This window comes from Klebsiella sp. C283 (assembly GCF_048822555.1).
Lineage (GTDB): Bacteria > Pseudomonadota > Gammaproteobacteria > Enterobacterales > Enterobacteriaceae > Klebsiella > Klebsiella quasipneumoniae.
In genome coordinates this window covers 331,864-344,186 of sequence record NZ_JBMEZS010000005.1, presented here as the reverse complement: position 1 = coordinate 344,186, position 12,323 = coordinate 331,864, and the positions used below count along the sequence as shown (strand labels likewise).

Here is a 12,323-nt window from a genome sequence, read left to right as displayed (position 1 = left end):
CGTGAGTTCGCCCTACGCTCAGTCGCGCCGCCGGCGCGAGCCGGGCCGAGAGAACCTTGCCTGCATACTGCAGGCTCTGAACGACTAAGGAACACATTATGATTCTTGATGCATTCTCCCTGCAGGGAAAAGTGGCCGTCGTGAGCGGATGCGATACCGGTTTAGGTCAGGGGATGGCCCTCGGGCTGGCGGAAGCGGGCTGCGATATTGTCGGTATCAATATTGTCGAGCCGGTGGAAACCATCGAGAGGGTGACGGCGCTGGGACGCCGCTTTCTCAGCCTGACCGCCGACCTGCGCCAGATCGACGGTATCCCTCAGCTGCTGGAGCGGGCGGTGGCGGAGTTTGGCCATATTGATATTCTGGTCAACAATGCCGGCCTCATCCGCCGCGAGGACGCGCTGGCGTTCAGCGAAAAGGACTGGGACGACGTCATGAACCTCAACATCAAGAGCGTATTTTTCATGTCCCAGGCGGCGGCGAAGCACTTTATCGCCCAGGGCAGCGGCGGGAAGATCATTAACATCGCCTCGATGCTGTCGTTCCAGGGCGGGATCCGTGTGCCGTCGTATACCGCGTCCAAAAGCGCGGTGATGGGCGTCACCCGCCTGCTGGCCAACGAGTGGGCTAAACACCATATCAATGTCAACGCCATCGCCCCGGGGTATATGGCGACCAATAACACCCAGCAGCTGCGCGCTGACGAGCAGCGCAGTAGCGAAATCCTCGACCGCATTCCCGCCGGGCGCTGGGGACTGCCGTCCGACCTGATGGGGCCGGTGGTCTTCCTCGCTTCCCCAGCCTCCGATTACATCAATGGCTACACGGTGGCGGTGGACGGCGGCTGGCTGGCGCGCTAACCGTCGGCGACGGCCGGCGCGACACTCATCGCCCCGGCCGTCTGAGCAATTATTGTCCATACCGTAAAATGAGGATCGTCCATATTCCAGAGTGCAGAATGAATGTTACCGCCCTGTATGGACAGGGTTATTAACTAGGCGAAACGAATTTTTTGTTACTTTGAAAGTTTAATGTCCATCACAAAACCCATCTTGCCAGCAAAATAGTCCATATCTTTGGCGTATCCAGCCTGACAAACTCCTCCGCCAGTCACGTACTTTCGTCCTATGTCTTTCTCTGTGTGGCAGGAATAAAAATGACTTCAATCAGTAACGACTCTGCATTAACGCCGCGGGCGCAACGTGACACCCGGCGGATGAACTGGTTTGTTTCTATCGCCGCGGCGGTGGCGGGGTTGCTCTTTGGCCTGGATATCGGCGTGATATCCGGGGCGCTGCCCTTTATAACCGACCACTTCACCTTATCCAGCCAGCTTCAGGAGTGGGTGGTCAGCAGCATGATGCTGGGGGCGGCGATAGGCGCGCTGTTTAACGGCTGGCTGTCGTTCCGCCTTGGCCGCAAATACAGCCTGATGGCGGGGGCCGTGCTTTTTGTCGCCGGCTCTATCGGCTCCGCTTTTGCCGCCAGCGTGGAAGTGCTGCTGGTGGCCCGCGTGGTGTTGGGGGTGGCCGTTGGGATCGCCTCTTATACCGCGCCGCTGTACCTCTCCGAAATGGCCAGCGAGAACGTGCGCGGAAAAATGATCAGTATGTATCAGCTGATGGTGACCCTCGGCATTGTGCTGGCGTTTCTTTCCGATACCGCCTTTAGCTACAGCGGTAACTGGCGCGCCATGCTGGGCGTGCTGGCGCTGCCGGCGGTGATCCTGATCGTTCTGGTCGTCTTTCTGCCGAACAGCCCTCGCTGGCTGGCGGAGAAAGGGCGCCATATCGAAGCGGAAGAGGTGCTGCGGATGCTGCGCGATACCTCGGAGAAGGCGCGCGATGAGCTTAACGAGATCCGCGAAAGCCTGAAGCTGAAGCAGGGCGGTTGGGCGTTGTTCAAGGTCAATCGTAACGTGCGCCGGGCGGTGTTCCTTGGCATGCTGCTGCAGGCGATGCAGCAGTTCACCGGCATGAACATCATCATGTACTACGCCCCGCGTATTTTCAAAATGGCGGGCTTTACCACTACCGAACAGCAGATGATCGCCACCCTGGTGGTGGGCCTGACCTTTATGTTTGCCACCTTTATCGCGGTGTTCACGGTGGATAAAGCGGGCCGCAAGCCGGCGCTGAAAATCGGTTTCAGCGTGATGGCGCTGGGCACCCTGGTGCTCGGCTACTGCCTGATGCAGTTCGACAATGGCACCGCCTCCAGCGGCCTCTCCTGGCTTTCCGTCGGCATGACCATGATGTGTATTGCCGGGTATGCGATGAGCGCGGCGCCGGTGGTGTGGATCCTCTGCTCTGAGATCCAGCCGCTGAAATGCCGCGACTTCGGTATCACCTGCTCCACCACCACCAACTGGGTGTCGAACATGATCATCGGCGCCACCTTCCTGACGCTGCTTGACGCGATCGGCGCCGCTGGGACCTTCTGGCTCTACACGGTGCTCAACGTGGCCTTTATCGGCGTCACCTTCTGGCTGATCCCGGAGACCAAAAATGTCACCCTCGAGCACATTGAGCGCAACCTGATGGCGGGCGAGAAGCTGCGCAACATCGGTAACCGTTAATGTGAGGCGCGCGGCAGCCACGGGCTGGCGACCTTGCGCGTCTCCCGATGGTTGTCGCCGTGAATGATATGCAGGGCGCTCAGGCGCCCGATGTCGTAGTGCGGCAGCTGCACCGTGGAGAGGGGCGGCAGAAACAGATCGCCAATGCCCACCATATTGTCGTATCCCACCACCGCCACGTCCTGTAGAATGCGTAACCCCTGGCCCAGCAGCGTCTGATAGACCATAAAGGCGATGCGATCGTTGCCGCAAATCACCGAGTCAAAGCCGGGTTTACCCTCGCGGATATGCGCCATCACCACCCCCGGAATATCGTGGTAATGCTCATCGCCCTGGGCCATATACGAGTGGGTCAGGCTGTCCGGTTCGATGCCCGCCTCCCGGCAGGCGCGCTCCAGCCCCTGACGGCGGCGGATTGTCGCCAGCTGGCTGGCGGGTAAGTGCAGGCACAGCGGACGACGATAGCCCGCGGCAAGCAGGGCTTTTACCGCGTCGTACTGACCCTGTTCATCGTCCGGGATATAGCTGGCCACCGGCTGGCTGAGGCTTTCGCAGTTGGCCAGCACGCAGGGTAGGGTCAGCAGTTTGTCCGGCAGCGGCACCTGGCGCAGGCCCATGGTGGTAAAGATAATGCCGTCCGGACGGTGGGAGAGGAGCAGGTCGACCACCGCTTCCGGCCGATCGTCGGAAAACATGTTGACCACAAAGCTGTTCCAGCCGTGGGCGCGGGCGGTCTCTTCGATCGAGAGGGTGATCTCCACCGAGAAGGGGGTGGTGACGGTATCCAGCGCCAGCACGCCGATGGTGCTGGGGGTGGCCCGCGCCCCGCGGATCTTTTTCGCCGACAGGTCGGGGACATAGTTGGTTTCGGCGATGGCGGCCTGCACGCGGGCCAGCGTCTCCGGCTTGAGCCGCTCCGGGGTGTTCAGCGCCCGAGAGACGGTCATCAGAGATACATTCGCCAGTTTTGCTACATCTTTCAGGGACGCCATTTTTTCCTCCGCCATAGCTGCAGAGTACAGGCTATACAACTAAGTCGCTGATGTAAAAGCGTGAAACGATTTTATGCTAGCCTCGTCCTCCACGCTGCCGCGGTTAATATTTGATCGCGATCGCATCTTCATTATGTTAACGTTAACTTTTGTGATTAACATCATGTATCGCAGCGAATCCCCCTGCGCTTTGTTTTTTGTTAACGTTACCATAATTGCATTCCTCTAACACGAGAATGTCATGATGAAAGCGCATCACTCACACAGCTACCCGTTGCTCAGTGCCTTACTGTTTTTCTTTTTCGTGACCTGGTCGTCATCCGGCTCCTTGCTTTCCATCTGGCTGCACCAGGAGGTCGGGCTGAAGGCCGGCGATACCGGTATCATCTACGCCGTTCTGTCGGTTTCCGCGCTGTTTGCGCAAGTTTGCTATGGCTTTATCCAGGATAAGCTGGGGCTGCGCAAACATCTGCTCTGGTATATCACCGCGCTGCTGATCCTCTCTGGTCCGGCGTATCTGCTGTTCGGCCATCTGCTGAAAATTAACGTCCTGCTGGGCAGCATCTTCGGCGGGATCTACATCGGCTTGACCTTTAACGGCGGCATTGGCGTGCTGGAATCCTATACCGAGCGCGTGGCGCGCCAGAGCCAGTTTGAATTCGGCAGGGCGCGGATGTGGGGCTCGCTGGGCTGGGCGGTGGCCACCTTCTTCGCCGGTCTGCTGTTTAACATCAATCCGCAGCTTAACTTCCTCGTCGCCAGCTGTTCCGGACTGGTGTTTTTTATCCTGCTGGCGCGGCTGCGCGTCTCCTCGGCGCCGCATGCGATGCAGGAGGCGGTTTCGGGCGGCAAGGTGACCCTGGAAGATGCGCTGCGCCTGCTGACGCTGCCGCGCTTCTGGGCGCTGGTCTTCTTCGTCATCGGCACCTGCATCTACGGCGTCTATGACCAGCAGTTCCCGGTCTATTTCTCATCGCAGTTCGCGACCCTGCAGGAAGGCAATGAGATGTATGGCTACCTCAACTCCTTCCAGGTGTTCCTCGAGGCGGCCGGCATGTTCTGCGCGCCGTGGCTGGTGAACCGCATCGGCGCCAAAAATGGTCTGATTTTCGCCGGCATGGTGATGGCGATGCGCATGGTGGCCTCCGGCCTGGTGGAGGGGCCGCTGCTGATCTCCATCACTAAACTGCTGCACGCGGTGGAGCTGCCGATACTGCTGGTGGCTATCTTTAAGTACAACAGCATCAACTTCGATAAACGCCTCTCCTCCACCCTCTATCTGGTGGGTTTCGCTTGCACCAGCTCGATTATCGCCAGCGTTTTGTCGCCGCTGGCGGGCTACAGCTATGAAAAATATGGCTTCGCTCAGTCCTATCTGATCATGGGCCTGCTGGTGTTCTGCACCACCTTTATTTCCATCTTCTTGTTGCGCTCCGGCAAATCCTCCGCCGATCCGCTGGTGTCGCAACCTACCGCTGTCTGAATCAAAAAGAGTGAAAATGATGACTTACACAATCTCCAGGGCTGAACAGGTACTCCAGACACAACGCCAGGCGCTCAATCTGCGCTGGTATCCGCACTATCACCTGGCGGCCCGCGCCGGGTGGATCAACGACCCAAACGGTCTGGTGTGGTTCGACGGCTGGTACCATGCCTTTTATCAACATCACCCGTACTCCACTCAGTGGGGGCCGATGCACTGGGGGCACGCGCGGAGTAAGGATCTGGTGCACTGGGAGCATCTGCCGGTGGCCCTGGCGCCGGAGGGGCCGGAGGATAAAGACGGCTGCTTCTCCGGCTCGGCGGTGGTCGATGGCGATACCCTGGCGCTGATTTACACCGGGCATAAATTCCACGGCGATCCGGGCGACGAAGCCAATCTGTATCAGGTTCAGTGTCTGGCCACCAGCCGGGACGGGATCCACTTCGAGCGCCAGGGGATGGTGGTCGACACCCCGCCGGGTATGCACCACTTCCGCGACCCGAAGGTCTGGCGGGAAGGAGACAGCTGGTACATGATCGTCGGCGCGCGCGAAGGCGATACCGGCCAGGTGCGGCTGTACCGTTCAGCCGATCTGCGCCAGTGGCAGGATGTAGGGGTGCTGGATGAAGCGGAAAGCGCCATGGGCTATATGTGGGAGTGCCCGGACTTCTTCACCCTCAACGGCAAACGCGTTCTGATGTTTTCCCCGCAGGGGATGCAGGCCGAGGGGTTCCGCAACCGCAACCTGTTCCAGAGCGGCTATCTGATCGGCGAGTGGCAGCCGGGGCAGCGATTCGTCCGCCACGGCGAGTTCAGAGAGATGGATCACGGCCACGATTTCTATGCGCCGCAAAGCTTCGCCACCCCCGATGGCCGGCGGATCGTGATTGGCTGGCTGGATATGTGGGAATCACCGCTGCCGGAGCAGCAGGACGGCTGGGCGGGCATGCTCTCCCTGCCGCGCGAGCTGAGCCTGAGCGCGGATAACCGCCTGCAGATGCGCCCGGCGAAAGAAGTGGAGAGTCTGCGCGGCGCCTGGTTCCCGTGGCCGGTAAGCACCCTGAACAATCAGCAGACCACGATGGTCGACAACTGCGAGGCGATGGAGGTGAACCTGCGCTGGAACTGCGCACGCAGCAGCGCCGAGCAGTATGGTCTGCGCTTTGGCGATGGCCTGCGCCTCTACGTGGATGCCCAGCAGCAGCGTCTGGTGCTGGAGCGGCATTATCCGCAGCATGGCCTGTGCGGGACGCGCAGCGTGCCGTTGACCGCCGGGGCGGATCTCAATCTGCGGATATTTTTCGATAGCTCTTCGGTGGAGGTGTTTGTCAATGACGGCGAAGCCTGCCTGAGCAGCCGTATCTATCCGCAGGCTCCCCGCCGTGAATTAGCGTTATTTGCCTGGAGCGGCTCAGCGGCATTAACTGAAGCCGGAGCCTGGCAGCTCGAATAATAATAAGGCTGTTGTCGTTAATAACCCGTCTTTGACGATGGGCGGGTTATTATTGCCTGCATCGTCGTGCATTACCCATTAATAACAAATTGAGTTCATTCCATAATAAAAGGGTTTACCGATGAATAAAATCTGGGTCGGGTGTTTTCTCACGTCTCTCTCTCTGCCACAGGCGATGGCGCAGGCGCCGTTATCGCTGGAGGATCGGCTGGCGCAAATGGAGCAGCGGCTGAAGGCGACGGAGGCGCGCGCCGCCAGCGCAGAGGCGGAGATTAAGACGCTGAAAGGCCAGCAGCAGGCCACGACGGTCGCCCGCGCGGCGCCGGCTACGCCGCGCCTGCAGCTAAACGACAATGGCGAATTAAAATTTTATGGCGATGTCGAATTTAATCTTGATGGCGCCAGCCGCACCGGTAGCCTGACGTCGGTCAAAACCAGCGCGAATAAAAGCTGGGCGCCCGGTGATAAAGAGCGTTGGGATATTAATGGCCGTATTCTGCTGGGTTTCGATGGCCGACGTAATGGCGCCGACGGGAAATATGCCGGATTCAGTGTGCAGCCCCTGGCGGATATGGATGGCAAAATGAATCTCGATGATGCGGTATTTTTCTTTGGTCAGCAGGATGACTGGAAAATAAAAATAGGCCGCTTTGAAGCCTGGGATATGTTCCCCCTGAATCAGGATACCTTTATTGAATATTCAGGAAATACCGCCAACGATCTCTATTCCGACGGCTATGGCTATATTTACATGATGAAAGAGGGGCGCGGGCGCAGCAGCAGCGGCGGCAACCTCCTGTTCAGCAAAACGGTGGATAACTGGTATTTCGAGGTGAACACCCTGGTGGAGGATGGCAGTTCGCTGTTTGTCGATCAGAACTATCACGGTAATGCGCTGGAAAACCGCAAAAACGTGGTGTACGTGCGGCCGGTGGCGGTGTGGCAGTCCGGCGCGTGGTCGGCGGCGGCGGCGATAGAGAGCAACCTCGTCAACAACGCCTACGGCTATCAGAACCAGGGCGGGCGCTGGGTCGACCAGTCAAACCGTACCGGCTACGGGATGACCATGAGCTGGAACACCCTGAAAAGCGATCCGCAGGACGGGGCGGTGGTCAATCTGAGTACCGCCCTGCTGGACGCGGCGGACGAAACCGACTTCAGCGCCGGGATCAACGCCCTGTGGCATCGCGTGGAGCTGGGCTATATCTACGCGCATAACAAAATCGACCAGTTCAACATGGCCGGGGTGAGCAGCGAGTGCGATGACGACTGCGCAATCCTCGCGCCGGGGCGCTATGACATCCACACCGTGCATACTTCCTGGCAGTTGCCGAATAGTATGGCGATGCCGAACTTCAATATTTACCTTGGCGCCTACGCCTCGTGGCTCGATTCCACGGCAGCGAAGAGTGGGAATCCCGATGAACGCTACGGCGCCCGGGTGCGCTTTAAATATTTCTTCTGACAGGATACTCAGGCAGGCTCTCCCGCGGCGGACGCCGCGGGAGGTTTCCGACGGGCAGGTTAGCGCATCGCGCGGCGCAGAATGCGGTCGGTCTGGCGCTGGAAGTCCTCGGCCGCTTCTTCCACCGACTTTTTACCGTAGTCGATGTACTGCAGGGTGGTGCCGAACTGGGCGACGATCTGCGGGTCGTCGAAGTACGGCGAGACCGGCAGAGTGGTGGGCAGGGATTGCGCCAGCTTCAGACCGGACACCGCCGGATCGTCGGCTTTGATGATCCCGTCTTCGGTCAGGTAGGTAACCGCCGCTTTACTCAGCGGCACGCCGCGCTCCAGTCCGAGAATATCCACCCCTTCTTTACTGTTCAGCAGGAAGTTAATCACTTTCGCCGCCGCCTGCGGGTTTTTCGTCGATTTGCCAATCGACAGCATTTGCGCAGGCTTGAAGAACAGTCCGGCATCGGTGGCCCCGGGGAGCATCGGGTATTCCCCCAGCACCAGCTTCGCCGGCGGCTTCAGGTTGTCGGAGTATTTGTTGATGGTGGAGTTCCACATGTAGGTCCCGCCCCATTCACCCTGGATCCACGGCTTCATCTCGTACATGTTGCTCTTGCCGAAGGAGGCATAGTAGCGGGTGTCCGGCATGACATGGCTGTCGATAAGCTTCTTATACATGCCGAAGAAGTCCGCCCACTGCGCTTTGCTGTAGGAGAATTTGCGTCCTTTCTCATCGATGGCCGGCTGGTTGTATTTTTGCACCATGTAAGAGTTGAGCAGGGCCAGCACGTCCTGGTGCTCAAGCACCACCGGGTAGTACTGTTTCCCGAGTTTGCTTTCGAAAGTTTTCCCCGCCGCCAGCAGTTCATCCCAGGTTTTCGGGAAGGGGATGCCCGCCTTTTTCCACGCTTCGTCGTTAAAGTAGAAGACCCGGGCGGTGACCGACACCGGGATGCCGTTGAGCTTGCCATTGACCGTGGTGGACTGCAGCTCTTTGGCGTCGAACTGGCTGAGATCGATCTCGTCTTTCAGAGTGTTGAGATCGTAAAAACCCTCGCCAGTTTTCGAAAAAATCGGCAGCCAGTTCCAGTTGGTCTGCATCACGTCAGGCTCGGTGCCGCCGGCTATCTGGGTGGTCAGGCGCGAAAGATGGCCGTCCCAGCCGGTATATTCCGCTTTGACATTGATATCGGGATATTGCTGGTGAAAAGCCTCCAGCGCCTTGAGAGTCACCTGATGGCGGCCATTGCCCCCCCACCAGGACATACGCAGGTCGACATCCTGCGCCAGCGAGGAGAAGGCGCTAAGGCCCAGGGTGGCGGAGAGGGTGGCGCTTATCAGCACGTTTTTCATTGTTATGCTCCAGGGTTCACAGAGAGAGGTTCTGTTCGGTTTTGGCGTCAAAGATGTGACACTTGTTAAGATCAAAGGTGAAATAGACTTTTCGATTCAGTCCCTTAGCTATCATCGGCTTCGCATCGTCCGACGGCACGCGAGCGGTCAGCTCGTAGCCCGCGACCTGCAGATAGACAAAGAACTCATGGCCCATGTTTTCCACCCGCACCATCTCGCCCATGCAGCCGCCTTCGGCGAACGGCGCGTCGGAGAGCGACACGAATTCCGGGCGGACCCCGTAGAACACCTCCTGATGCTGATACGCGCCGACTTTCTCCGCCAGACGGTCGTTCAACGGCAGGCGCTGGTCGCCCAGGGTCAGGCACAGGCGGCCGTCGTGCTCAACCAGCTGGCTGGGGCGAATATTCATCTCCGGCGCGCCGATGAAGCCGGCGACAAACATATTTTTCGGCTGGTGGTAGAGGTTGTCAGGGGTATCGACCTGCATAATGTGGCCGAGCTTCATCACGCAGATGCGGTCGCCCATGGTCATCGCTTCCGTCTGATCGTGGGTAACGTAGACGGTGGTCGCCGGTTTACCGGATTTTTTCAACTGCTTATGCAGATCGGAAATGCGGATGCGCATCGAGGCGCGCAGCTTGGCGTCAAGGTTGGAGAGCGGTTCGTCGAACAGGAAGACGTCCGGTTTTTTGACGATCGCCCGGCCCACCGCCACGCGCTGCGCCTGGCCGCCGGAGAGCTGGCGCGGCAGACGTTCCAGCAGCTCCTCCAGTTCAAGAATTTTCGCCGCTTCCTCCACCTGCCGATCAATCTGCGCCTTGGGCAGCTTGCTCAGCTTCAGGCCGAAGGCGAGGTTTTCCCTTACCGTCATATGCGGATAGAGGGCGTAGTTCTGGAACACCATCGCGATACCACGGGATTTAGGCGCCAGGTTGTTGACGATCTTATCGCCGATCCGCACCTCGCCGCCGCTGATGGTCTCCAGACCCGCCAGCATGCGCAGGGTGGTCGATTTGGCGCAGCCGGAAGGGCCGACGATCACCATAAATTCGCCATCGGCAATCTTCAGATCGATACCATGCACCGCTTTAAACCCGTTTGAGTAAACTTTTTCCAGTTTGTTGAAAATCACTTCAGCCATGATATTTCCCTCTTAACCTTTGATTCCGCTGCTGGTCACGCCCTGCACGAAGTAGCGTTGAGCCAGGAAGAAGACGATGATGGACGGCAGAATGGAGATGCTCGCCATTGCCAGAATTTCGTTCCACGGCGCGCCTTCCGTGACGTCGATAGACATTTTTAGCGCCAGCGCGATGGGATACTTATCGACGCTGTAGACGTAGATCAGCGGACCGATAAAGTCGTTCATCGACCACATGAACTGGAACAGCGCCACCGAGATAATGGCCGGCTTGAGGATCGGCACTACCACATACCACAGCACCTGGATGGAGTTGCAGCCGTCGATCTGCGCCGCCTCTTCCATATCGCGCGGGACGCCGCGCAGAAACTGGATCAGCATGAAGACAAAGAATCCCTGGGTGGCGAAGGCCAGCGGCAGATACAGCGGCAGATAGCTGTTCAGCATCCCCATTTCCCGGAACATCAGGTACTGCGGGATCAGCAGGACGGTGCTCGGCAGCAGCATGGTGGTGATGAGCGTCGCGAACCAGAACTTCTTCCACGGGATCTCAAAGCGTGCGAAGCCGTACGCCACAATGGTGGAGGAGATGATCGTTAACACGACCTTCGGGATCACATACTTAAAGGTGTTCAGCATATAGTGGCCGAAATGGTATTCGGTGCCGGTCTTCCAGCCGTTGATGAACCCGTCCCAGGTGGCGTGAGTCGGCCATAGCCCGAGGGTGGTGAAGATCTCATGGTTCGGCTTGAAGGAAGCGGAGAACATCCACGCCAGCGGGTAGAGCATCAGCAGGCCGACGAACACCAGCACGACGTAGCGCACCACCCGGCTCACCTTTTCCCGGCGCAGCGTACGGGCGACCTCACGATCGGCGTCGCTTATCACCGGCGCCATCTGTTGAATATCAGCCATTTTTGCCTCCCTTATCGGCGGAATAGAAGACCCAGTATTTCGATGACTTAAAGGCTATCGACGCAAAGACCGCCACGACGAGGAACAGCACCCACGCCAGCGCGGCGCCATAGCCCATGTCGAAGTACTTAAAGGCGGTATCGTAGATGTAGAGCGAGAACAGGTAGGTGTAATAGGTCGGGCCGCCGCCGGTTATCACGTACGGGCCGGTAAACTCCTGGAACGCCTGGGTGGTCTGCATAATAAAGTTGAAGAAAATCACCGGGGTGATCAGCGGCACGGTGACCTTCATAAACATCTGCCACTTCGAGGCGCCGTCGATCATCGCCGCCTCATACTGCGACTGCGGGACGTTCTGCAGCGCGGCGAGGAAGATGACCATCGCGGAACCAAACTGCCAGACGCGCAGCAGGGTGACTGACATCAGCGCCAGCGAGGGTTCCCCCAGCCAGTTGATGGCATCGATGCCAAAGACGGCGAGAAAACTGTTCAGCAGGCCGTCAATGGCGAACAGGGCGCGCCACAGCACGGCAATCGCTACCGAGCTGCCGAGGATCGACGGGATATAGTAGGCGGTGCGGAAAAAGCCGATACCGCGCAGTTTGAAATTGAGCACAAAGGCAATGCCGAGGGCGAAAGCCAGTTTTAAGGGGATGGTTAAAAAGACGTAGGCAAAGGTCACCCCCATTGATTTCCAGAACAGGCTATCCTCGGTCAACATATAGCGATAGTTTTCAATGCCGTTAAATACCGGCGGACTCATCAAGTCGTACTCAGTAAAACTGAGAAAGAAAGATGAAACAAAAGGAAAAGCGGTAAAGACAATCAGCCCGATGATATAGGGCGATATCCATGCCAATCCCAGCAGCTTGTTTTCATTCATACATACCTACCTGGCTTACGAGTTGTAATACGGATCCGGTGACGCGGCGCTGTCGGCCTTTGGC

11 protein-coding genes are annotated in these 12,323 nt (G+C 58.4%); 6 read left to right on the top strand and 5 right to left on the bottom strand.

The genetic code is table 11. From position 1 onward, the window contains the following. Positions 1-98: 98 nt before the first annotated feature. Positions 99-860 carry a 2-dehydro-3-deoxy-D-gluconate 5-dehydrogenase KduD gene (gene kduD / locus ACOI7Z_RS12310; protein WP_023290920.1) on the top strand — a complete coding sequence of 254 codons (762 nt, stop codon included), beginning with the start codon at positions 99-101 and terminating at the stop codon, positions 858-860. Between the two features lie 296 nt (positions 861-1,156). Further along, positions 1,157-2,578 carry a sugar porter family MFS transporter gene (locus ACOI7Z_RS12305; RefSeq protein WP_004205402.1) on the top strand — a complete coding sequence of 474 codons (1,422 nt, stop codon included), beginning with the start codon at positions 1,157-1,159 and terminating at the stop codon, positions 2,576-2,578. On the opposite strand, the gene ACOI7Z_RS12300 is transcribed toward ACOI7Z_RS12305, so the two are convergent. Continuing rightward, complete coding sequence (locus tag ACOI7Z_RS12300; RefSeq protein WP_420702267.1) at positions 2,575-3,570, bottom strand: LacI family DNA-binding transcriptional regulator; 996 nt, start codon at positions 3,568-3,570, stop codon at positions 2,575-2,577. The genes ACOI7Z_RS12305 and ACOI7Z_RS12300 overlap by 4 nt on opposite strands. 94 nt (positions 3,571-3,664) lie before the next feature. On the opposite strand from ACOI7Z_RS12300, the gene ACOI7Z_RS12295 reads away from it, so the two are divergent. The 4 genes from ACOI7Z_RS12295 to ACOI7Z_RS12280 all read left to right on the top strand — a co-directional run bounded on the left by ACOI7Z_RS12295 (position 3,665) and on the right by ACOI7Z_RS12280 (position 7,971). Then, positions 3,665-3,799: a hypothetical protein gene (locus ACOI7Z_RS12295; protein WP_032429210.1), complete on the top strand. Its 135-nt coding sequence runs from the start codon at positions 3,665-3,667 to the stop codon at positions 3,797-3,799. A gap of 12 nt (positions 3,800-3,811) precedes the next feature. Next, complete coding sequence (locus ACOI7Z_RS12290; RefSeq protein ID WP_023290917.1) at positions 3,812-5,053, top strand: MFS transporter; 1,242 nt, start codon at positions 3,812-3,814, stop codon at positions 5,051-5,053. Positions 5,054-5,072: 19 nt separating this feature from the next. Next, entirely contained in the window at positions 5,073-6,506 is a 1,434-nt protein-coding gene (locus ACOI7Z_RS12285; protein WP_032429209.1) for a glycoside hydrolase family 32 protein, read from the top strand. A 121-nt stretch (positions 6,507-6,627) separates the two neighbouring features. Continuing rightward, positions 6,628-7,971: a carbohydrate porin gene (locus ACOI7Z_RS12280; RefSeq protein WP_087849663.1), complete on the top strand. Its 1,344-nt coding sequence runs from the start codon at positions 6,628-6,630 to the stop codon at positions 7,969-7,971. Between the two features lie 59 nt (positions 7,972-8,030). Here ACOI7Z_RS12280 and ACOI7Z_RS12275 read toward each other — a convergent pair whose 3' ends face one another. The 4 genes from ACOI7Z_RS12275 to ACOI7Z_RS12260 are packed head-to-tail and all read right to left on the bottom strand — an operon-like array spanning position 8,031 to position 12,259. Next, positions 8,031-9,317, bottom strand: a complete 1,287-nt coding sequence (locus ACOI7Z_RS12275; RefSeq protein WP_087849662.1) for an ABC transporter substrate-binding protein — start codon at positions 9,315-9,317, stop codon at positions 8,031-8,033. A 16-nt stretch (positions 9,318-9,333) separates the two neighbouring features. Next, entirely contained in the window at positions 9,334-10,461 is a 1,128-nt protein-coding gene (locus ACOI7Z_RS12270) for an ABC transporter ATP-binding protein (RefSeq protein WP_017899248.1), read from the bottom strand. 12 nt (positions 10,462-10,473) lie between these two features. Next, positions 10,474-11,376: a carbohydrate ABC transporter permease gene (locus ACOI7Z_RS12265; RefSeq protein WP_023290913.1), complete on the bottom strand. Its 903-nt coding sequence runs from the start codon at positions 11,374-11,376 to the stop codon at positions 10,474-10,476. Further along, positions 11,369-12,259 (bottom strand): carbohydrate ABC transporter permease, encoded by an 891-nt coding sequence (locus ACOI7Z_RS12260; protein ID WP_002915995.1) that lies wholly within the window; start codon positions 12,257-12,259, stop codon positions 11,369-11,371. Before ACOI7Z_RS12260 ends, ACOI7Z_RS12265 begins: the two co-directional genes overlap by 8 nt. Positions 12,260-12,323: the final 64 nt, after the last annotated feature.